The sequence below is a fragment of the Paraburkholderia sp. RHO2 genome (assembly GCF_050955445.1).
GTDB classification, from domain to species: Bacteria; Actinomycetota; Actinomycetes; order Mycobacteriales; family Mycobacteriaceae; genus Prescottella; species Prescottella agglutinans_A.
This window is the reverse complement of record NZ_CP162617.1, coordinates 2,419,777-2,441,783: the sequence shown is the minus strand read 5'-3', so window position 1 is coordinate 2,441,783 and position 22,007 is coordinate 2,419,777. Positions and strand designations below refer to the sequence as shown.

The following is a 22,007-nucleotide window of genomic DNA, read 5'->3' as shown; positions in this document are numbered from 1 at the left end:
TGGCCCACAGTTCACCGGACCGTCGCCGCCGATGCCGAAAAATTTGCGAAAACTTCCCCGGTTCGATCCGTGTCGGGCGTGGACCTGCCGATCTCCGAGCGCCGGGCATGTACGACGAAGGCCGGGCCCGGGGAATCGACCCCGAACCCAGCCTCGCCGGAACTCGTCGCTCGAACGAGCCGAGTGCTAGTCCTGCAGGAACCCGAACGCCTCCACCGACCGCGACACGGCCTCCTGGAGCGCGGAGACCGACGGCCCGGCACGGAGCACCTCACGCGAGACGCTGGGCACGACGGAGCGCAGGCAGTCCCCCGCCAGTCGACGAACGTCGTCGGCCGTGCCGCCCTGGTGGCCGACACCGGGCATCAGGATGGGCCCGTGCAGTGCGCCCAGATCGGGGGCGTCGGTCAGCGTGGCACCGACCACGACACCGACCGAACCGAGAACGTCGGCACCGGCGTTGCGGGCCGCCGCCTCGTCGACCATCACCTGGCTGACCTTGCGACCGTCCGCCGCGGTGGACGTCTGCACCTGCGCGCCCTCCGGATTGGACGTCGCGGCCAGCACGAACAGTCCCCCGTGATTACGCTCGGCAAGGTCGAGGACCGGATCGAGGGAGCCGAACCCGAGGTACGGCGACACCGTCACCGCGTCCGACTCGAGAGGTGATCCCGCACCGAGCCATGCCCGCGCGTACGCGCTCATGGTGGAACCGATGTCGCCGCGCTTGGCGTCGGCGACGACGAGCGTGCCGGCCTCGCGCAGCACCGAGATGGTGCGTTCGAGAACCGCGACGCCACCCGAGCCGTACGCCTCGAAGAACGCCACCTGCGGTTTCACCAGCGCGACCCGGCCGACGAAGGCCTCCACGCAGAGCTCGGAGAACTTCTCGAGGCCGTCGACGGTCTCGGGCAGCCCCCAGGCCTGCAGCAGCTCGGGATGCGGGTCCACGCCGACGCACAGCGGGCCGTAATGGCCCAGCGCCGCGTGCAGCCGCGCCCCGAACGTGGTGTGCAACGTCGTCTCCGCTGTCACTGCTGCGAGTCCGCGGAATCACGCAGCCGCGAGTGCAGCTCCTGCAGCGACTGGACGCCGATGTCGCCGCGGATGGCGGCCTCGATGCCCTGCACCGCGGCAGACGCACCCTGCACGGTGGTGATGCACGGAACGCTCTTCGACACCGCCGCGCTGCGGATCTCGTAGCCGTCGACACGCGGGCCGGAGTTGCCGTACGGGGTGTTGATCACCATGTCGACCTCGCCGTCCTTGATCTGGTCGACGATGGTGCGGGCGCCCTCGGGCAGGTTCTCACCGGACTGCTTGTGCACCTCCTCGCACGTGATGCCGTTGCGGCGCAGGACATCCGCGGTGCCCTCGGTGGCCAGGATCCGGAAGCCGAGGTCCGCGAGCCGCTTGACCGGGAAGATCAGCGAGCGCTTGTCCTTGTTGGCAACCGAGACGAACACCGAGCCGCTGGTCGGCAGCGAGCCGTACGCGGCGGTCTGGCTCTTGGCGAACGCGGTACCGAAGTCCGCGTCGATGCCCATGACCTCACCCGTGGACTTCATCTCCGGGCTGAGCAGCGTGTCGATGCCGGTCCCGTCGGCGCGACGGAACCGGTTGAACGGCAGCACCGCTTCCTTGACCGCGACCGGAGCGTCGATCGGCGCGCTGCCGCCGTCCCCCTCGGCCGGAAGGATGCCGGTTGCGCGCAGCTCGGCGATGGACTCGCCCATCATCACGCGGGCACACGCCTTGGCCAGCTGCACCGCGGTCGCCTTCGAGACGAAGGGCACGGTCCGCGACGCACGCGGGTTGGCCTCCAGGACGTAGAGGATGTCGTCCTTGAGCGCGTACTGGACGTTGAGCAGACCCTTGACGCCGATGCCCTTCGCCAGGGCCTCGGTGGAACGGCGCACGTTCTCCAGGTCGGCACGGCCCAGGGTGATCGGGGGCAGGGCACATGCCGAGTCACCGGAGTGGATGCCGGCCTCCTCGATGTGCTCCATCACGCCGCCGAGGTACACCTCGGTGCCGTCGCACAGCGCGTCGACGTCGATCTCCACCGCGTCCTCCAGGAAGCGGTCGACCAGCACCGGCCGGTCGTCGGAGATCTCGGTGGCGCGGGAGATGTAGTTCTCGAGCGACTTCTCGTCGTACACGATCTCCATGCCACGGCCGCCGAGCACGTACGACGGGCGCACCAACACCGGGTAGCCGATGCCCGACGCGATGTCGCGCGCGCCCTCGAATGTGGTGGCGGTGCCGAACTTCGGCGCGGGCAGGCCGGCCTCGGTGAGCACGCGACCGAACTCGCCACGGTCCTCGGCGAGGTCGATGGCCTCGGGGCTGGTGCCGACGATCGGGACGCCGGCCGCCTTGAGGCGCTTCGCCAGGCCCAGCGGGGTCTGGCCGCCGAGCTGGACGATGACGCCCGCGACGGTGCCGGACAGGCACTCGGCGCGGTACACCTCGAGCACGTCCTCGAACGTCAGCGGCTCGAAGTACAGGCGGTCGGCGGTGTCGTAGTCGGTCGACACGGTCTCGGGGTTGCAGTTGACCATGACGGTCTCGTAGCCGGCCTCGGACAGCGTCTGCGCGGCGTGGACGCACGAGTAGTCGAACTCGATGCCCTGGCCGATGCGGTTGGGGCCCGACCCCAGGATCAGCACCTTGGGACGCTCGGTCTGCGGCGCGACCTCGGTCTCGGCCTCGGGGTCGAGCTCGTAGGTCGAGTAGTGGTACGGCGTCTTCGCCTCGAACTCGGCGGCGCACGTGTCGACGGTCTTGTAGACCGGGTGCACGTTCAGCTCGCCGCGCAGCGCGCGGACCGCGTCCCCGTCGGCGAACTGCTGCGGGCGCAGCGCCGCGATCTGACGATCGGAGAACCCGTGGTGCTTGGCGAACCGCAGCTCGGTCTCACCGAACGCGTCGGCGGTGCGCACCTTGTCGCCCAACTCCACGATCTGCTGCATCTGGTCGAGGAACCACGGGTCGATCTTCGTGGCGTCGAACAGCTGCTCGAGCGTCGCGCCCAGTTCGAAGGCCTGCGCGATCTGGTACATGCGACCGTCGGTCGGGACCGTGATCGCCTCGAGCAGTTCGTCGAGGGTGCCCTCGACCTCGGGGCCGGTCCAGTAGCCCGCCCGCTTGGTCTCGAGCGAACGCATGACCTTGCCGAACGCCTCGGTGAAGTTGCGGCCGATCGACATGGCCTCGCCCACCGACTTCATCGTGGTGGTCAACGTGCCGTCGGCGCCGGGGAACTTCTCGAACGCGAAGCGCGGGGCCTTGACGACCACGTAGTCGAGCGTCGGCTCGAAGCAGGCCGGCGTCTCCTTGGTGATGTCGTTGACGATCTCGTCGAGCGTGTAGCCGATGGCGAGCTTGGCGGCCATCTTCGCGATCGGGTAGCCGGTCGCCTTCGACGCCAGCGCCGACGAGCGCGACACGCGCGGGTTCATCTCGATGACGACCAGGCGGCCGTTCGTCGGGTCCATCGCGAACTGGATGTTGCAGCCGCCGGTGTCGACGCCGACCTCGCGCAGGATCGCGATCGAGAGGTCGCGCATCTTCTGGTACTCGCGGTCGGTGAGGGTCATCGCCGGGGCGACGGTCACCGAGTCACCGGTGTGCACGCCGACCGGGTCGACGTTCTCGATCGAGCAGACGATCACGACGTTGTCGCGGCCGTCGCGCATCAGCTCGAGCTCGTACTCCTTCCATCCGAGGATGGACTCCTCGATCAGGACGTTCGCGGTGGGCGACGCGGCCAGGCCGCCGCCGGCGATGCGCTCGAGGTCGACCTCGTCGTACGCCATGCCGGAACCGAGGCCACCCATCGTGAACGACGGGCGCACGACCACCGGGTAACCGAGCTCGGCGACGGTGGCCTTGACCTCTTCCATCGTGTAGCAGACCCGGGAGCGCGCGGACTCGCCGCCGCACTTCTCGACGATGTCCTTGAACTTCTGACGGTCCTCGCCGCGCTGGATCGCGTCGAAGTCGGCGCCGATCAGCTCGACGTCGTACTTCTCCAGAATGCCCTGCTCGTGCAGCGCGACCGCGGTGTTGAGGGCGGTCTGGCCACCGAGCGTGGCCAGGACGGCGTCGATCTTGTTGCCGTTGGCCGCCTCACGGGCGATGACCTTCTCGACGAACTCGGCCGTGATCGGCTCGACGTACGTGGAGTCGGCGAACTCGGGGTCGGTCATGATCGTGGCCGGGTTCGAGTTGACCAGGCTCACGCGCAGGCCCTCCTCGCGGAGGACGCGGCACGCCTGCGTGCCCGAGTAGTCGAACTCGCAGGCCTGGCCGATGACGATGGGGCCCGAGCCGATGACCAGGATGTGCTCGAGATCTGTACGACGTGGCATTACTTCTTGACTCCCTCGAGCATGGTGGCGAAACGATCGAACAGGTACGCGGCGTCGTGCGGGCCGGCCGCGGCCTCGGGGTGGTACTGCACCGAGAAGGCCGAACCGTCGAGCAGGCGGACGCCCTCGACGGCGCCGTCGTTGGCGCACGTGTGGCTGACGACGCCGCGACCGAACGGGGTGTCGAACTCCTGGCCGGCCTCGCCCTCGAGCGCGAAGCCGTGGTTCTGCGCGGTGATCGCGATGCGTCCGGTCTCGTGCTCGACGACCGGGATGTTGATGCCGCGGTGGCCGAACTTCATCTTGTAGGTGCTCAGGCCCAGCGCCCGGCCGAGGATCTGGTTGCCGAAGCAGATGCCGAACAGCGGCAGCCCCTGACCCAGCACCTCCTTGGTGAGGTGCACGGCACCGTCCGCGGTGGCCGGGTCGCCGGGGCCGTTGGACAGGAAGACGCCGTCGGCCTTGACGTCGAGGATGTCGTGCAGCGTCGCGGTGGACGGCAGCACGTGCACCCGCATACCGCGCTCGGCGAACATCCGCGGCGTGTTGGTCTTGATGCCGAGGTCGATGGCCGCGACGGTGAAGCGGGCCTCGCCACCGGCGGGCTCGACGACGTAACCGTTCGGGGTGGACACCTCGCCGGCCAGGTCGGCGCCGAGCATCGTCGGCTGGCTCTTGACGCGGTCGAGCAGGACGTCCACGTCGGCGAGTGCGTCGCCCGAGAAGATGCCGGCGCGCATCGAGCCGCGGGTACGCAGGTGGCGGACCAGGGCACGGGTGTCGATGCCCGCGATGCCGACGATGCTCTGACGCTCGAGCTCGTCCTGCAGCGAGCCGGTGGCGCGCCAGCTGGACGTGCGGCGCGAGGGGTCACGCACCACGTAGCCGGCGACCCAGATCTTGGACTCGGACGACTTGCCGGTAGGGCCGACGGACTCGTTGTCCTCGTCGTTCCAGCCGGTGTTGCCGATCTGCGGTGCCGTCGACACCACGATCTGGCGGTGGTAGCTGGGGTCGGTCAGGGTCTCCTGGTAGCCGGTCATGCCGGTGCTGAAGACCGCCTCACCGAGCGTCTGCCCCACGGCACCGAAAGTGGTTCCCCGGAAGACCCGGCCGTCCTCGAGAACCAGGACCGCCGTATTGGTGTCAAAGCCGCTCATGCGTCTTCTCCGTTCTGCTCGACCTCACCAGAGCCCGCCGCATTCGCTGTGTCTGTCTTGTCCGTGCTGTCTGTCTCGCGCACCCACTCCGGGTACACCGTCTTGTCGTCTCCGCGGAATCCCGTATCGATCTCGGTGCCGGTAGGCAACTCCCACCGGATCACCAGGACTCCGTCCTTCGTCATCACCTTTCCGGCCAGGCCCCGCTCGGTGCGGATCGCGCGGATCGACTCGTCCGGGATCCAGATCGCCGAGGCGCCGTTGCGCTCGAGCAGGATGCCGCGCGACCACCGGCTGATCTCGCCGGTCGCCCGGTATCCGATGTCGCCGACCGCGATGCGGTCCTGCCAGCTCGGGGCGACGGTGCTGCCCACGTACAGGCCGGTGCTCGGCGCGATGAGCTGGTCACCCAGCTCGGCGGGAACCTGCGGCAGCTCACCGATCCGGTCGGCCTGGCGCGCGGCGCGGCCCTTCCACCCGCGGTACATCAGGAACACCAGCAGTGCCCATACCGCGATGCAGCCGACGACCCACAGAAGTCGCTCCATCGTCAGCGCTCCTCTCCGAGGGGCCGGACCTTCCCGTCCCGGGCGGTGACGCGACCGCGCAGCACGGTGGTCGTCACCTTCGCGGGCAGCGTCATGGCCTCGTACGGGGTGTTGTTCGCGACGCTGGCCAGCTCCGGCCCGTGCACGGTCCACTCCGCGTCCGGGTCGACGAGCACCAGATTGGCCGGCTCCCCCACCTCGATCGGGCGGCCCTGGTCGTCGAGTCCGACGATCTCCGCGGGGCGCTCACTCATCACGCGGGCCACACCGCGCCAGTCGAGCAGACCCGGTCGGACCATCGTCTCCACGACGATCGACAGGGCCGTCTCGAGCCCGAGCATGCCGGGGCGAGCCTGCGAGAACTCGCAGCACTTGTCCTGCTCGGCGTGCGGCGCGTGATCGGTGGCCACGCAGTCGATGATGCCCTCGGCCAGCCCGCGGCGCAGCGCCGCGACGTCCGACGCCTCACGCAGCGGCGGGTTGACCTTGTTGACCGCGTCGTACGTCTCGAGCCGCGAGTCGTCGAGCAGCAAGTGGTGCGGGGTGACCTCGGCCGTGATGTCGATGCCCTGGCCGCGCGCCCACTTCACCAGCTCGACGGATCCCGCCGTCGAGGCGTGACAGATGTGCACGCGGGCACCGGCGTCGCGGGCCAGCAGGGCGTCGCGGGCGACGATCGACTCCTCGGCGGCGCGGGGCCAGCCGGTGAGACCGAGGCGGGCCGCGGTGGGGCCCTCGTGCGCGACCGATCCGACCGTCAGCCGCGGCTCCTCAGCGTGCTGCGCGATCAGGACACCCAGCGACGCCGAGTACTCGAGCGCGCGGCGCATGATCAGCGGGTCCGCGACGCAGTGCCCGTCGTCGGAGAACATCTTGACCCGACCGACACCGGCGGCCATCGTCGCCATCTCGGCGAGCTGCTTGCCCGCGAGGCCCACCGTGACCGCGCCGACGGGATGGACGTCGACGAGGCCGACCTCCTGGCCGCGCCGCCACACGTGATCGGTGATCACGGCCGTGTCGGCGACCGGACTGGTGTTGGCCATCGCGAACACGGCGGTGTAGCCGCCGAGCGCGGCGGCCGCCGAGCCGCTGTCGATGGTCTCGGTGTCCTCGCGTCCGGGCTCACGCAGATGCGTGTGCATGTCGACGAAGCCGGGCAGCAGGATCTGGCCCGCGCCGTCGATCTCCTCGACGTCGTCTCCCGCGGCGAGCCCGGTGCCGATCTCGAGGATCTGGCCGTCGCCCAGCAGCAGGTCGGTCGGCTCACCCTCGCCGTACACCAGAACGTTTCTGATCAGCACGTTCCTGCTCGCGGACATCTGCGGCGTCACCTTCTCGTTTCTCGTTGTGTTCAGGTCGCTCACGCGACCTCTTCCGTTCCCACCAACAGCCGGAACAGCACTGCCATCCGGACGTGGACACCGTTCGTAACCTGCTGCAGTACAGCGGTTTTCGGCGAATCCGCGACCGACGACGCGATCTCCATGCCGCGCAGCATCGGACCGGGGTGCAGGACCACCGAGTGGTCTGCCAGCAGCCCGAGTCGCTTCTCGTTGAGCCCGTAGGTGATCGAGTACTCGCGCGGCGACGGGAAGAACCCGCCGTTCATCCGCTCGGCCTGCACACGCAGCATCAGGACCGCGTCCGCGCCGGGCAGTTCGGCATCGATCGAGTGCGACACCCGCACCGGCCACGTCTCCACCCCGGCGGGCAGCAGCGTGCGCGGCGCGACGAGAACCACCTCGGCGCCGAGCATCGACAGCAGCAGCGCGTTCGACCGTGCCACCCGGCTGTGAAGGATGTCTCCGACGATCACGATGCGGCGGCCCTCGATGCCGCCGAGCCGCTGACGCAGCGTCAGCGCGTCGAGCAGCGCCTGCGTCGGGTGCTCGTGGGTGCCGTCGCCGGCGTTGATGACCGCGGGACCGCCGTCCACCGCGGCCCCCGTCCACTGCGCGATCTGGTGCGCCGCACCGGAAGCCGGGTGCCGCACGATCAGCGCGTCGGCGCCGGCCGCGCGCAGCGTCATCGCCGTGTCGCGCAGCGACTCGCCCTTGGACACCGACGAACTGGACGCGCTGACGTTGATCACGTCGGCGCTCATCCACTTGCCGGCCACCTCGAACGACACCCGGGTGCGGGTGGAGTTCTCGAAGAACACCGTCATCACGGTCCGGCCGCGCAGCGTCGGCAGCTTCTTGACCTCACGCCCGAGCAGGGCCTGCTCGAAGCGCTCGGCCTCGTCGAGTAGCTCGGTCGCGGAATCCCGGTTCAGATCCGCGATGGAGAGCAGGTGCTTCACTTCTCGTTCTCCTCTGCGTGCCCGCTCGACAGCACGACGCCGTCGTGGCCGTCATGCTCGGCGAGCAGCACGGCCACGTCCTCGGTACGTGCGGTGGGCACGTTCTTGCCTACGTAGTCGGCGCGCAACGGCAACTCACGATGACCGCGGTCGACGAGGACCGCCAGCTGGACCGCGCGCGGGCGGCCGAGGTCGCGCAGCGCGTCCAGCGCGGAACGCACCGTGCGCCCGGAGAACAGGACGTCGTCGACGAGGACGACGAGCGTGTTGTCGACGCCACCCTCCGGCACGGACGTGCGCTCGAGGGGACGGTGCGGCTTGGTACGCAGATCGTCGCGGTAGAGCGTGATGTCGAGCGAACCGACGGGCGGCCGGACACCCGCGAACTCCTCGATCTTGTCGGCGAGACGAGTGGCGAGCGTGGTGCCGCGGGTCGGGATGCCGATGAGGACGACGCGCGGTGCGGAACCGTCGGTGGCGTCGAGCGCGGTCTTCTCGATGATCTGATGAGCGATACGGGCGATGGTCCTGCCGACGTCGGCCGGGGACAGCAGTTCGCGAGCGTTCGCGGGAAGACCTGATGAGGGCCCTTCGGGCATACGCATTCAGCGACCTCCTTCTCCGCCTCTCTGGACGGATCGTTAAAGGATGTCTGACGCGGCTCAGCCTATCAGCGGCCGACTCCGCGCCAGATTCCGGGTAGGTCGAGTCCGGAAGGCGACCAGAACATGCTGCCGCCCACCCCGATTCGGGATGGGCGGCAGCACGATCACGTCAGGACTCGGAATCTTCGCCGTCGGCGGTGCCGACAATTCCAGCGCCGTCGGCGGTGCCGACAATTCCAGCGCCGTCAGCGGCGTCGGCAGCGGCGTCGTCCGACTTCGCACGCTGCGAGGTCGCGGCCGCCGCGGCCCGCACCTGCGGGGCCACCAGAACGACCTGACCCAACACGCCGTTCACGAAGCCCGGCGAATCGTCGGTGGACAGCTCCTTGGCGAGCTCGACGGCCTCGTCGACGGCCACCACCGGCGGGACGTCGGTCGCGTGGAACAGTTCCCACACGGCGATGCGCAGGATCGCGCGATCCACCGCCGGCAGCCGGTCGAGGGTCCAGTCCTGCAGATGGGACTCGATCACCTGGTCGATACGGTCCAGGTTCTCGGCAACACCCGTCACGACCGTCACCGTGTACGGGGCGACCGGCGCGACGGAATCGTCGCGGCCCGCCAGCTGGGCCCGCTCGTCGGCCAGATCGACCGGGTCGACGTCGCGCGCCTCGGCCTCGAACAGGAAGTCGACGGCCCGCTTGCGCGCCTTGTGACGTGCTCCGAGTTTCTTATGTGTGCCCGACACTCAGGAATTCACACGCCCGAGGTAGTTGCCGTCACGGGAGTCGACCTTGAGCTTGTCGCCGGTGTTGATGAACAGCGGCACCTGGATCTCGGCACCCGTCTCGAGCGTGGCCGGCTTGGTGCCACCGGTGGAGCGGTCGCCCTGCAGACCCGGATCGGTGTGCTTGACCTCGAGCTCGACGGTGACCGGGAGCTCGACGAACAGCGGTGCGCCCTCGTGCGTGGCGACCTGGACCTGCATGTTCTCGAGCAGGAAGCGCGCACCGTCTCCGACGGTGTCCTCGCTGATCGAGAGCTGGTCGTAGGTCTCGCCGTCCATGAAGATGAAGTCGCTACCGTCGTGGTACAGGTAGGTCATGTCGCGACGGTCGACCGTGGCGGTCTCGACCTTGACGCCGGCGTTCCAGGTCTTGTCGACGGTCTTGCCGGAGAGCACGTTCTTGATCTTCGTGCGAACGAAGGCCGGACCCTTGCCGGGCTTGACGTGCTGGAACTCGAGGATCTGCCACAGCTGGCCCTCGATCTTCAGCACGAGTCCGTTCTTGAAATCACTGGTATCTGCCACTTGGTTTCGCGTCTCCTTCAGACGATCGTGAGGTCCTTGCTGGTGAGAGTGAGGAGTTCGGGCCCCTGCTCGCGAACGACGAGCGTGTCCTCGATCCTGACGCCACCGCGCCCGGAGAAGTACACACCCGGCTCGACGGTCACCACCGCACCGCGTAGCAGTGTACCGGTGCCGAGCTTGCCGATCCCGGGCGCTTCGTGGATCTCGAGCCCCACGCCATGGCCGAGTCCGTGCAGGAACAGGTCGCCGTATCCCGCGTCGTCGATCACCGTGCGCGCCGCCGCATCCACGGAACCGACCGCCACCCCCGGTGCGAGCGCGCCGCGGCCGGCGGCCTGCGCCCGCGACACCAGGTCGTAGAGGTCGCGCTGCCACTGCGCCGCCGCCTCCAGGACGTAGGTGCGCGTCATGTCCGAGTGGTACCCGCCGATCTGGGCGCCGAAGTCGAGTTTGACGAAGTCACCGGACGCCAGCACAGCCTCCGTGGGGCGGTGATGGGGCACGGCGGAGTTGGCGCCCGCCGCGACGATCGTCTCGAACGAGATGCCGTCCGCGCCGTTCTCGAACATCAGCCATTCCAGTTCGCGACCCACCTCGCGTTCGGTGCGCCCCGGACGGAGCCCGCCTCGCTCGATCAGCGCGGCGAGCGCGGCATCGGCGGCGGCGCACGCGCGGCGGAGCAGCGCGATCTCGCCCTCGTCCTTGACCGCGCGCAACTGTTCGACCAGTCCCGGCGCCCGGACGAAGTCGATGCCGGGCGCCGCGTCGGTCCACGCCGCGTGCTGGTCGAACGTCACGACATGACTCTCGAATCCCAGCTTGCCGGCGCCCCCTGCGGCGACGAGCTCGATCAGCCGCGGCGCGCTCGCGCGCGCGATCTCGGCGGCCAGGTCCGGCACCTGCTCCGCGACCTGCACCAGGTAGCGGCCGTCGGTGCAGATCACGGTGCGGTCCTCGGCGCCGGCGTCGTCGCTCGCCGATACCAGGAGCGCGGCGTTCGATCCGGTGAACCCGGTCAGGTAGCGGATGTTCAGCAGATCGGTCACCAGCAGCGCGTCGAGGCCGCGCTCCCGCAGGAGCTCGCGCAGCTTCGCGCGGCGGGCGGCGGTCGGAGCGGTCACCGGGTCGATCGACATACCCCGAAACTACCGGTCGCGCACCGCCCGGACACAGCTCACGATCCGTGTCGCCCCACCCCACCGAAAAACGTGTCCGACGCCTCTCCGGGTCGTTTGTGTGGGTTAGGACACAAGCCCGGAATCCTGCTGGTTACCCTGTGTCACATGAATGGGTGGGTCGTACGTGGTCTCGGTCTCGCATTGGTACACGTCGTGGTGCGCACTTTCCTGGGGGCTGCGGTCACGCAGTGGCCCCAGCAGGGCAGCATCATGCGCTGGTTCTCGCTGATCCTCGTGATCCTCGCGGCATTCGTCTGGGGCGCGCTCGACGGAATCCGTGACCGGCGCGCCCATCCCGACCCCGACGACGGAGCCGATCTGACGATCATGTGGCTCAAGGCCGCGTTCGTCGCCGGCATCCTCGCCGGAGCGGCTTCCTGGCTCGTCGGCATCCTCTTCGACATCGCGATCACCAACGGCGGACTGCTCTTCGAGGTGACGTCAGGAGCGGCGTTCACCGTCCTGCTCGTCTTCGTCCCCGCGACCACCGCCGTCGCCCTCGGACGCTTCGTCGCCGGACGCGGCGAAGCACGCAGCGCCGGCGACCACGTCGCCTATCCCCACGACGCCGACCTCGAGGTCGAGGAACAGGCCGCCGAGTCCTACGCCGGCAGCGAGTGGTCCTACCAGCACGGCCACGACGACAACACCGACACCGAGGTGTTCACGCGGATCGAGCCGGACGGAAAGCCCGGCAGCCATCGAGCCGAACAGTAGGACGAAGACAAGAAAGGGGCCGAGGCGGTGAAACCGCCTCGGCCCCTTCGCCGTTCACACTTCTATCGTTAGCCCCGCTCCGCGAGCCGGTGTCGCTAGCCCCGCTGCGCGAGCCGGTGTCGCTAGCCTCGCTCCGCGAGGAAGCGCAACGCGAGGGCGTAACCGGCGACCCCGAGCCCGACGATCGATCCCGTTGCCACCGCGCTCAGGTACGAATGGTGCCGGAACTCCTCGCGGGCGTGGACGTTCGAGATGTGCAGCTCAACCAGTCCGGCGGTCAACTCGGCGCACGCGTCGCGCAGCACCACCGACGTATGGGTCAGTCCGCCAGCGTTGAGGACGACCGGTTCCCCGGCGTCGGCCGCGTCGTGGATCCAACCGAGGATCTCGCCCTCGCTGTCGGACTGCCGGACGACGACCTCGATCCCGAGTTCGGCGGCGGTCCGCTCGCACAGCTCCACGAGGTCGTCGTGCGTGGTCGAACCGTAGACCTCGGGCTGGCGCTTGCCGAGCCGACCCAGGTTGGGTCCGTTGACGACCTGGACCCTCACAGCAGCACCGTCCCACCGCTCGGGCTCGCGTCCCGCGCGATCGCACCGTAGGCGGCCACCAGCAGCGACGGGTCCGGGCCCTCGAGGCGGCCCGGCTTGGCCAGACCGTCGAGGACCACGAAGCGGAGCATGCCCGCGCGGTTCTTCTTGTCGGTCTGCATCCCCTCGAGCAGCTGCGAGAACGCGTCGCCGTCGTACGTGGTGGGCAGGCCGACCAGTTCGAGGATCGACCGGTGCCGGTCGGCCGTGGCGTCGTCGAGGCGGCCGGCGAGACGGCCGAGCTCGGCCGCGAAGACCAGCCCGACGGACACCGCGGCGCCGTGACGCCAACGGTAGCGCTCGCGCCGCTCGATCGCGTGACCGAGAGTGTGGCCGTAGTTGAGAATCTCCCGCAGGCTCGACTCGCGCAGGTCCGCCGCGACCACCCTGGCCTTGACCTCGACCGAGCGGCGGATCAGCTCGGGCAGCACGGTTCCGGTCGGATCCAGTGCGGCCTCGGGGTCGGCCTCGATGAGGTCGAGGATCACCGGGTCGGCGATGAAGCCGGTCTTGATGACCTCGGCCATGCCCGCGACAATCTCGTTGCGCGGCACCGTCTCGAGGGTCGCCAGGTCGATCAGGACCGCGGACGGCTCGTGAAACGCGCCGACCAGGTTCTTGCCGGCCTCGGTGTTGATGCCGGTCTTACCGCCGACCGCGGCGTCCACCATCGCCAGCAGCGTCGTCGGGACGTGCACGATGCGCACGCCGCGCATCCAGGTGGCGGCAACGAATCCCGCGAGGTCGGTCGCGGCGCCGCCGCCGAGGCTGACGATCGCGTCGCTGCGGGTCAGGCCGATGCGGCCGAGCACCTCCCAGCAGAAGCCCGCGACCGCGAGGTCCTTGCCCTCCTCGGCATCCGGGATCTCGACGCGGTGGGCGTCGATGCCCTTCTCCGCCAGGGCCGTTCGCACCGCTTCCGCGGTCTCGGCGAGCGGCGGCTGGTGGAAGATCGCCACCGTGCGGGTGCCCTCGAGTTCCTCGACGAGCTCACCGAGCAGACCCCGCCCGATGATCACGGGGTAGGGATCGGCCGTTGCCACCTCGACGCGTACCGGTTCGGTCACTTCTCTACTGCTCCGCTTCTGTGTCGTCTCTTGCCAGGTCGTCTCGTGCCGGGGCGCCCGGCGCGGACCCGTCGGTCAACTTCGCCACCACCTGCTGGACCACCCGGCTCGGGCTCCGGCTGTCCGTTCGGACCCGGATGGTCGCCACCTGCCGGTACAACGGCCGGCGACGGCGCATCAGCGCGTGGTACTTCGCCTTCGGGTCGCCCCCGTTCAGCAGCGGTCGTCCGGTGGTCGCGCCGGTCCGCTTGAGGCCCTCCGCGACACTGATCTCCAGATACACCACGGTATGCCCGGCCAGCCGGGAACGGGTGAGTTCGGAGAGGATCGCGCCGCCGCCGAGGGACAGGATCCCGTCGTGGGATTCGAGCGCCTCCCCGACCACCTGCTCCTCGATCTCACGGAAATACGGTTCCCCGTCCTCCGCGAAGATCTCCGGGATGGTGCGGCCGGTGCGACGTTCGATCTCGACGTCGGTGTCGAGCAGCTCGAGCTCGAGCGCCTGCGCGAGCCGTCGACCGATGGTCGACTTGCCCGCGCCCGGCGGCCCGATCAGGACTGCGCGCGGTGTCATCGGATCACCGCGGCGGACGAGCCGCGATGCCGTCGACGTAGCGCTGGAAATTCGAGCGGGTCTCGGCGATCGAGTCGCCGCCGAACTTGTCCAGCGCCGCCTGCGCCACGACGAGCGCGACCATCGCCTCCGCGACGACACCGGCCGCGGGGACCGCGCACACGTCGGAACGCTGGTGGATCGCGACCGCTTCCTCACCGGTCGACATGTCGATGGTCGACAGCGCCCGCGGGACGGTGGAGATCGGCTTCATCGCGGCACGCACCCGCAGGGCCTCGCCGTTCGTCATGCCGCCCTCGAGGCCGCCCGCGCGGTTGGTCGAGCGGAGGACGCCGTCGGGCCCGGGACGCATCTCGTCGTGGGCGGCGCTGCCGCGACGGCGGGCGGTCTCGAAGCCGTCGCCGACCTCGACACCCTTGATCGCCTGGATGCCCATGAGCGCTGCGGCGAGCTTGGAGTCGAGGCGGTCGGCGCCGCTGATGAACGAGCCGAGTCCGACGGGGAGCCCGTGGACGACCACCTCGACGACGCCACCGAGGGTGTCGCCGTCCTTCTTCGCGGCCTCGATCTCGGCGATCATGGACTTCTCGGCGTCTTCGTCGAATGCCCGCACCGGGCTGGCGTCGATCGCCTCGAGGTCGCCGGCCTCGGGGCCCGGGCCGACGTACGGATCCGACGCGCCGATCGAGATGACGTGCGAGAGGACCTCGACGCCGAAGAGCTGACGCAGGAACTGGCGGGCGACGGTGCCGGCGGCGACACGGGCCGCGGTCTCGCGGGCGCTGGCACGCTCGAGGACCGGGCGGGCGTCGTCGAACCCGTACTTGAGCATGCCCGAGTAGTCGGCGTGCCCGGGGCGCGGGCGGGTGAGCGGCGCGTTGCGCGCCTGGCCGGCGAGTTCAGCCTCGTCCACCGGGTCGGCGGACATGATGGTCTCCCACTTGGGCCACTCGGTGTTGCCGACCTCGATCGCGATCGGGCCGCCGAGGGTCCGACCGTGGCGCACGCCGCCGATGATCGTGACCTTGTCGGCCTCGAACTTCATGCGGGCACCGCGGCCGTAGCCGAGGCGACGGCGCGCAAGCTGCGCCGCGATGTCGTCGGACGTCACCTCGACGCCGGCGACCATTCCCTCGAGCATGGCTACGAGGGCGGGACCATGGGACTCTCCAGCAGTTATCCAGCGCAACACATCCTGCATCTTTCCACGTCCGTAGCACCCGACTCGACAGTGGGCCGTTCCCGGCCGTCCCGTCGCTCCCGTCACAGGCACCACAGCGCCACCGCGGTCGCCGCGCACATCGACGGACCGTGCGCGACCGTGATGTCCGGGCGGCCTCGCGACACCCCGACCGCGGCGGTCAGGACAGGCGCGAGGGCCGCCCCGAGCAACCACGCAGACGCGCCTGCCATCCCGGTCGCCGCACCCAGTCCGATCGCCAGTTTCACGTCGCCGGCGCCCATGCCGGTCGGGGCCACGAGGTGCAGCATCAGGTACGACCCGGCCAGCATCAGAGCGCCGGCTACGGCTCCACGCGCCTCCCCCGTCCCCAGCGCGAAACCGACGATCGCCGCGCTGCCGGGCAGGGTGAGGAGGTTCGGCAACCGCCGCACGCGCAGGTCGACGACGCTCGCCGCGACCATCCACCACACGAGCACGAGCGCGGGCAGCAACGCCGCCGACCACCCGACCCGTAGCGTGACGGCCGCGAACCCGAGTGCGCATACGCCCTCGCACCAGCCGGGCGGGATCGGAGCGTCCCGCGTGAACCCAGCCAGCAACCGACGGGTTCCGTAGCCGATCACGACACCGGCGAGCACTCCCACGACGATCCACCCCATGCCACGAGAGTGGCCCACCGCCCGGACCGGACGGCGCCGTTGGCGGCTCCGGAGAACACGTCTGTGGATGGACGGACGGTTGTGGACGGACTGCCGGTCCGCCGCCGACTACCGGATCGCCGCCGCCATGGCCTCGCGCGGCGCGGGCATGCCCGTGAACTGTTCGACCTGCCCGTACGCCTGGTTGAGCAGCATGGCCAGACCCCCGACGACGGTGCCGCCGGAACGCTCGACGACCTCGGCGAGCGGCGTCGGCCACGGATCGTAGATCGCATCGAGCACGAATCGGGCCCGGCCGATCACGTCCGCGTACGGCGCGGCCCCCGATGCGGGCACGGTGCTGACCAGGGCTGCCGAGTCGGCGCACAGGTCGCCGAGTCGGTCGCTGTCGAACGTCGCGTGCTGCACGGACATCCCCACCGCCTCGGCGCACGCCAGCGTGGGCCGCGCCCGGGCCGCGTCCCGCGCGACGACGGTCACCGACGTCACCCCCATGTCGGCGAGTGCGACGAGCGCCGGGCGGGCGGTACCACCGGCCCCGACCACCACCGCCGCGGCACCGGTGAGATCACCGACGCCACCGTCGACGAGGGCGCCGCGGACGCCGTCGACGTCGGTGCAATCGGCGCGCCAGCCGTCGGCGGTGCGGACGAGGGTGTTGGCCGACCCGATCGTCACGGCCCGCTCGGTGCACTCGGTCGCGAACTCGAGCGCCGCGACCTTGCCGGGCATCGTCACCGACAACCCGACCCACTCGAGTCCGAGTCCGGACACCAGGCCGGGCAACTGCTCGCCGGTGCACTCGATCCGCTCGTACGTCCAGTCGCTCAGACCCAGCGCCCGATACGCCGCCAGGTGAAGTTGCGGGGACTTCGAGTGCGAGATCGGGCTGCCCAGAACCGCCGCCTTACGCGCCGACACGTCGATCACCTTCCACTGTCGAGAATGCCGCTCCGCTGAGCCAACTCGATGTTCGCGAGGTGCTCGCCGTAGTCGCGGGTGAAGAGCGTGGTGCCCTTCTTGTCGATGGTCACGAAGTACAGGTAGTCGCCCGGAGCCGGATTCTCCGCCGCGCGAAGCGCATTGATGCTCGGCGAGGAGATCGGCGTGGCGGGCAGGCCCGGCATGGCGTACGTGTTCCACGGGGTGACCCGGGCGCGGTCGGCGTCCGTGGTGGCGACCTCGGTCGTGTCGAGGGCGTAGTTCACGGTCGAGTCGAACTGGAGCGGCTGGTTCACCGCGAGGCGGTTGACCACCACCCGCGCGACCTTGTCGAAGTCTCCGGGCATGCCCTCACGTTCGACGAGCGACGCGACGACGAGCATCTGGTACGGGCCCAGGCCCACGTTCGCCCCAGCGGTCTCGAGTCCGGTCGCCTCGTAGCTCTCGGCACTCGCCGTCACGAGCTGGTGCAGGATCTCCACCGGCGTCTCGGTGGGATCGAAATCCCAGCTGCCGGCGGCGATCAGCCCCTCGAGCTGGCGATCGCGGTCCGGGACGTTGGCGACCTGTGTGCGAGCCCAGTCCGGCACACCGAGCGCGGCGAGGTCCGCGCCGGCACCCGCCTGGTTGAGCTGGTCGTAGCTGATGCACTTCGGGGCCTCCGCCGGACCGACACAGCTGGCCTCCGAGATCAGGGTGTAGATGCCCTTCTTGACGGCCCCGGTCTGCACGTCACGGGTGTCGTGCAACTGCCGGCCCTCGGAGATCACCAACGCCCCGACCCGCGCGTCCGGCGACACCAGCGCCGACACGGCGTCGGCGCCGGAGATCTGCGTGGCGATCGAGTAGTAGCCGGGCTGAAGCGAATTCATGGCGTCGTTGCGGAGCGCGGCACGGTAGAAGGCGGCCTCGCTCTTGACGACGTCCTTGGCGGCCATCTCGTTGGCGATCTGCTCCGCGGTGTCCCCGGAGTGCACCTGCACGACCACTTCGGGGCCGCCCGGCCCGGCGTAGTCGGCGACATCGCCGCCGGTGATCTGGTCGTACACGGCAACCGCGGCCGCACCCATGCCGCCGAGGAGGACCGCACCGGCGAGAACGCCGATCACGCGGCCACGCCGCTTGCGCCGCGCCGCCTCGTTGATCCGCCGAATCTCGCCGCGGCTCATCGGCTGGGCGCCGACAGCGGTCGGCAGGGCCCGCCGGCGCGCGTCGGGGTACTCGTACTCGTCGTACTCCGGTTCGTAGCCGTACTCGGCGTCGTAGTCCTGGGTCTCGTAACCGTGAGCGGCGTAGCCCTGGGTGTCGTAACCCTGGTGGTCGTGCTGCGCCTGGTACCCGTACCCGTCTCCGGGGTGGTGACCGGCGGATCGGTCGTGGTCGTAGTAGCCGTGATCACCCGCGTAACCGGGGGTCGACTCGAACTCGGGACGGCCCGGCGGCTGCCGATGATCGTTCACAGGCCGCCCTCCGTGGGTCGGCCACTACTGTCCGAGTCCGTCACGTTCACCGCTCTGCTCCGCTCGTCCAACCATCCCTGCAAGATCGCCACCGCAGCCGCCTGATCGATCATCGGCCGCTGGCCCTTCGCCCGGACCCCGCTCTCCCGCAGGGCCCGCGACGCGGTGACGGTCGTCAACCGCTCGTCGGCCATGCGCACCGGGATCGGGTCGATGCTGCGGCGCAACCGCCGGGCGAACGCGGTCGCCAGGGTCGCGGCCTTGCCACGTTCGCCGCGCAGGGTCTGCGGCAGACCGACGATAACCTCGACGGCCTCGTACTCCGCGACAAGCGCGACAATCCGCCGGATGTCCGGCGCGTCGGGTCCCTTCTCCTTGGAACGGGCAACGGTCTCCACCGGCGTCGCGAGGATGCAGTCCGGGTCGCACGAGGCGACCCCGATCCGAACGCTGCCGACGTCGATTCCGATCCGACGTCCGCGCCCGGGATCGTCGACCCCGGGCCGATCGGGCCCCGCCGGTGCGGGGCGGTCGGGACCCGACGGTGCAGAACGGTCGGGGCCCGACAGTGCAGAACGGTCGGGGCCCGACTCTGCCGACGGCACTGCTAGGAGTTCCCTGCCAACTCGGCGACCCGACCCCGCACGCCCTCGAGCGCGGCGGGGATTCCCGAGGTGTCGGAGCCGGAGCCCTGCGCCATGTCGGCCTTGCCGCCGCCCCGGCCACCGATCTGCGGGCCGAAGCTCGCAACCAGCTCGCCGGCCTTGATGCCGAGCTCCTGGGCGGCCTTGGTCGCCGCGACGACGAACGGCACCTTGCCGTCGGCGTTGCCGAGCAACACCACGACTGCGGGCTGGGTGCCGAAGCGGCCACGGATGTCGGTGACGAGCCCACGCAGGTCGTTGCCGGCGACACCGTCGGGCGCCTGCTCGGCGACCAGCAGCACCTCGCCGATGCGGTGGGCCTTGTCGACGAACGTGCCCGCGGACGCGAGGACCGCGGCGGCCTTCGTTGCCTCGAGCTCCTTCTCCGCCGCCTTCAGGCGCTCGACCAGCGCCTCGACGCGTCCCGGGACCTCCTCGGAGGGCACCTTCAGCGACGACGCGACGCCCGCGAGCAGCGCGCGCTCCTTCGCGAGGTAGCGGTACGAGTCCAGACCGACGAACGCCTCGACGCGGCGCACACCGGAGCCGACGGACGACTCACCGAGCAGCGTGACCGGACCGATCTGCGCCGACGTCTGCACGTGCGTGCCGCCGCACAGCTCCATCGAGAACGGCCCGCCGATCTCGACGACCCGCACCTCGTCGCCGTAGTTCTCGCCGAAGAGCGCCATCGCGCCCATCTGCTTGGCCTTGTCGAGGTCGGTGACGAAGGTGTTCACCGTGTGGTTGGCGGCAACGGCCTCGTTGGTGACGACCTCGATCTCCTGCTTCTGCGACTCCGACAGCTGGCCCTGCCAGTTGAAGTCGAAGCGCAGGTAGCCCGGCTTGTTGAGCGAGCCGGCCTGAACGGCGTTGGGGCCCAGCACCTGTCGCAGCGCGGCGTGCACCATGTGGGTGCCGGAATGGCCCTGCGTCGCGCCCTTGCGCCACTCGGCGTCGACCTGCGCGAGGACGACGTCGCCCTCGGTGATCTGGCCCTCCTTGACGGTGACCTTGTGGACCCACACCTTCTTGGCGATCTTCTGCACGTCGTTGACCTGCACTCGCAGGCCCGCGGCGGTGATGGTGCCGAGGTCGGCGATCTGGCCGCCGGCCTCCGCATACAGGGGGCTGCGGTCGAGGATGACCTCGACGTCCTCGCCGGCCTTGGCGGTGGGCACCCGGACACCGTTCGAGATGAGCGCCAGCACGTGTGCTTCGGAAACCAGCTCGTTGAAGCCGGTGAACTCGGTGGGGCCGCGGTCGACGAACTCCTTGTAGACCGTCAGGTCGGCGTGCGCGTGCTTGCGTGCCTGCGCGTCCTCCTTGGCGCGCTTTCGCTGCTCGGCCATGAGCGAGCGGAAGCCGTCCTCGTCGACGCTCAGGCCGGCCTCCGCCGCCATCTCGAGGGTGAGGTCGATCGGGAAGCCGTAGGTGTCGTGCAGCACGAACGCCTCGTTGCCGCCGAAGACCTTCTTGCCGGCCGACTTCACCTGGTCGGCCTCGGCCTCGAACATCTTCGAGCCGGCCGCGATGGTGCGCAGGAACGCGGTCTCCTCGCCCACCGCGACGCCGACGATGCGGTCGAAATCGGTGGCCAGCTCGGGGTACGACTGCGACATCGTGTCGCGCACGACCGTGACGAACTCGCGCATGCTCGGCTTCTCGGCGCCCAGCAGCTTGGCCGAGCGGATGATGCGGCGCAGCAGACGGCGCAGCACATAGCCGCGGCCCTCGTTGCCGGGGTTGACGCCGTCGGCGATCAGCATGACGGCGGTGCGCGCGTGGTCGGCGATGACACGGAAGCGGACGTCGGCCTCCGGATCGGAGCCGTACGTGCGACCGGAGAGCTCCTCGGCCTTGGTGATCACCGGGCGGACCAGGTCGGTCTCGTACACGTTGTCGACGCCCTGCAGCAGGAACGCGACGCGCTCCACACCCATGCCGGTGTCGATGTTCTGCTTGGGCAGCGGGCCGAGGATCTCGAAGCTGTCCTTGCCGGTGCCCTCGCCGCGCTCGTTCTGCATGAACACGAGGTTCCAGATCTCGAGGTAGCGGTCCTCGTCGGCCTCGGGGCCACCCTCGGCGCCGTACTCGGGGCCGCGGTCGTAGTAGATCTCCGAGCACGGGCCGCACGGGCCGGGGACACCCATCGACCAGTAGTTGTCGGCCATGCCGCGGCGCTGGATGCGCTCGTCCGGGATGCCGGCCTCTTCCTTCCAGATGTCGCGGGCCTCGTCGTCGTCGAGGTACACGGTGACCCACAGGCGCTCGGGATCGAAGCCGTAGCCGCCGTCCTCGACGCTGTTCGTCAGCAGCGCCCACGCGTGCTTGATCGCACCGCGCTTGAAGTAGTCGCCGAAGCTGAAGTTGCCCGCCATCTGGAAGAACGTGTTGTGGCGGGTGGTGACGCCGACGTTCTCGATGTCACCGGTGCGCACGCACTTCTGCACACTGGTCGCGGTGTCGTACGACGGGGTCTGCTGGCCGAGGAAGAACGGCTTGAACTGCACCATGCCCGCGTTGACGAACAGCAGGTTCGGATCGTCGAAGATCAGCGAGGCGCTGGGCACCTCGGTGTGGCCCGCCTTGACGAAATGGTCGAGGAAGCGCCTACGGATCTCGTGGGTCTGCACCTGGGTTCGTCCTTCACATGTCGCAGTGTTCGGCAGCCGATGTCGCCTCCG

The 22,007-nt window shown here is 69.7% G+C and carries 20 protein-coding genes; 1 reads left to right on the top strand and 19 read right to left on the bottom strand.

Features of this window, described 5'->3' with window-relative positions:
* Positions 1 to 186: 186 nt before the first annotated feature.
* The 10 genes from pyrF to ABTV10_RS11250 form a co-directional block, all read right to left on the bottom strand.
* Positions 187 to 1,035, bottom strand: coding sequence for an orotidine-5'-phosphate decarboxylase (gene pyrF / locus ABTV10_RS11295; RefSeq protein WP_499034759.1), 849 nt, complete (start codon positions 1,033 to 1,035; stop codon positions 187 to 189).
* Positions 1,032 to 4,376, bottom strand: coding sequence for a carbamoyl-phosphate synthase large subunit (carB, locus tag ABTV10_RS11290; protein WP_499034756.1), 3,345 nt, complete (start codon positions 4,374 to 4,376; stop codon positions 1,032 to 1,034). Before carB ends, pyrF begins: the two co-directional genes overlap by 4 nt.
* Complete coding sequence (carA, locus tag ABTV10_RS11285; protein WP_499034755.1) at positions 4,376 to 5,536, bottom strand: glutamine-hydrolyzing carbamoyl-phosphate synthase small subunit; 1,161 nt, start codon at positions 5,534 to 5,536, stop codon at positions 4,376 to 4,378. Before carA ends, carB begins: the two co-directional genes overlap by 1 nt.
* Positions 5,533 to 6,084: a PH-like domain-containing protein gene (locus ABTV10_RS11280; RefSeq protein ID WP_433612701.1), complete on the bottom strand. Its 552-nt coding sequence runs from the start codon at positions 6,082 to 6,084 to the stop codon at positions 5,533 to 5,535. The genes carA and ABTV10_RS11280 overlap by 4 nt, the downstream gene beginning before the upstream one ends.
* A gap of 2 nt (positions 6,085 to 6,086) precedes the next feature.
* Complete coding sequence (locus ABTV10_RS11275) at positions 6,087 to 7,451, bottom strand: dihydroorotase (protein WP_499034754.1); 1,365 nt, start codon at positions 7,449 to 7,451, stop codon at positions 6,087 to 6,089.
* Entirely contained in the window at positions 7,448 to 8,389 is a 942-nt protein-coding gene (locus ABTV10_RS11270; protein WP_499034753.1) for an aspartate carbamoyltransferase catalytic subunit, read from the bottom strand. Before ABTV10_RS11270 ends, ABTV10_RS11275 begins: the two co-directional genes overlap by 4 nt.
* Positions 8,386 to 8,994 carry a bifunctional pyr operon transcriptional regulator/uracil phosphoribosyltransferase PyrR gene (gene pyrR / locus ABTV10_RS11265; protein WP_433612697.1) on the bottom strand — a complete coding sequence of 203 codons (609 nt, stop codon included), beginning with the start codon at positions 8,992 to 8,994 and terminating at the stop codon, positions 8,386 to 8,388. Before pyrR ends, ABTV10_RS11270 begins: the two co-directional genes overlap by 4 nt.
* Before the next feature lie 169 nt (positions 8,995 to 9,163).
* On the bottom strand, positions 9,164 to 9,742 hold the full coding sequence (gene nusB, locus ABTV10_RS11260; RefSeq protein ID WP_499034751.1) for a transcription antitermination factor NusB: 579 nt from the start codon (positions 9,740 to 9,742) through the stop codon (positions 9,164 to 9,166).
* The gene (efp, locus tag ABTV10_RS11255) at positions 9,743 to 10,306 is read right to left on the bottom strand and encodes an elongation factor P (protein WP_433612693.1); all 564 of its coding nucleotides are present in this window, start codon (positions 10,304 to 10,306) and stop codon (positions 9,743 to 9,745) included.
* Positions 10,307 to 10,323: 17 nt separating this feature from the next.
* Entirely contained in the window at positions 10,324 to 11,442 is a 1,119-nt protein-coding gene (locus ABTV10_RS11250) for a M24 family metallopeptidase (RefSeq protein WP_499034749.1), read from the bottom strand.
* 147 nt (positions 11,443 to 11,589) lie between these two features.
* On the opposite strand from ABTV10_RS11250, the gene ABTV10_RS11245 reads away from it, so the two are divergent.
* Positions 11,590 to 12,201, top strand: coding sequence for a B-4DMT family transporter (locus ABTV10_RS11245; protein ID WP_499034747.1), 612 nt, complete (start codon positions 11,590 to 11,592; stop codon positions 12,199 to 12,201).
* A gap of 122 nt (positions 12,202 to 12,323) precedes the next feature.
* Here ABTV10_RS11245 and aroQ read toward each other — a convergent pair whose 3' ends face one another.
* The 9 genes from aroQ to alaS form a co-directional block, all read right to left on the bottom strand.
* The gene (gene aroQ, locus ABTV10_RS11240) at positions 12,324 to 12,752 is read right to left on the bottom strand and encodes a type II 3-dehydroquinate dehydratase (RefSeq protein WP_433612687.1); all 429 of its coding nucleotides are present in this window, start codon (positions 12,750 to 12,752) and stop codon (positions 12,324 to 12,326) included.
* The gene (aroB, locus tag ABTV10_RS11235; protein WP_433612685.1) at positions 12,749 to 13,858 is read right to left on the bottom strand and encodes a 3-dehydroquinate synthase; all 1,110 of its coding nucleotides are present in this window, start codon (positions 13,856 to 13,858) and stop codon (positions 12,749 to 12,751) included. Before aroB ends, aroQ begins: the two co-directional genes overlap by 4 nt.
* A 4-nt stretch (positions 13,859 to 13,862) precedes the next feature.
* Positions 13,863 to 14,432: a shikimate kinase gene (locus tag ABTV10_RS11230; RefSeq protein WP_433612683.1), complete on the bottom strand. Its 570-nt coding sequence runs from the start codon at positions 14,430 to 14,432 to the stop codon at positions 13,863 to 13,865.
* A gap of 4 nt (positions 14,433 to 14,436) precedes the next feature.
* The gene (gene aroC / locus ABTV10_RS11225) at positions 14,437 to 15,633 is read right to left on the bottom strand and encodes a chorismate synthase (protein ID WP_499034746.1); all 1,197 of its coding nucleotides are present in this window, start codon (positions 15,631 to 15,633) and stop codon (positions 14,437 to 14,439) included.
* A 62-nt stretch (positions 15,634 to 15,695) separates the two neighbouring features.
* Positions 15,696 to 16,274, bottom strand: a complete 579-nt coding sequence (locus ABTV10_RS11220; protein WP_499034744.1) for a prepilin peptidase — start codon at positions 16,272 to 16,274, stop codon at positions 15,696 to 15,698.
* A gap of 108 nt (positions 16,275 to 16,382) precedes the next feature.
* On the bottom strand, positions 16,383 to 17,195 hold the full coding sequence (locus tag ABTV10_RS11215; RefSeq protein WP_499034743.1) for a shikimate dehydrogenase: 813 nt from the start codon (positions 17,193 to 17,195) through the stop codon (positions 16,383 to 16,385).
* A 5-nt stretch (positions 17,196 to 17,200) separates the two neighbouring features.
* Positions 17,201 to 18,676, bottom strand: a complete 1,476-nt coding sequence (gene mltG / locus ABTV10_RS11210) for an endolytic transglycosylase MltG (protein WP_499034740.1) — start codon at positions 18,674 to 18,676, stop codon at positions 17,201 to 17,203.
* The gene (gene ruvX / locus ABTV10_RS11205; RefSeq protein WP_499034739.1) at positions 18,673 to 19,281 is read right to left on the bottom strand and encodes a Holliday junction resolvase RuvX; all 609 of its coding nucleotides are present in this window, start codon (positions 19,279 to 19,281) and stop codon (positions 18,673 to 18,675) included. The genes mltG and ruvX overlap by 4 nt, the downstream gene beginning before the upstream one ends.
* Positions 19,282 to 19,283: 2 nt before the next feature.
* A complete protein-coding gene (alaS, locus tag ABTV10_RS11200) occupies positions 19,284 to 21,956 on the bottom strand; it encodes an alanine--tRNA ligase (protein WP_499034738.1) in 2,673 nt (890 codons plus the stop codon).
* Positions 21,957 to 22,007 lie beyond the last annotated feature (51 nt).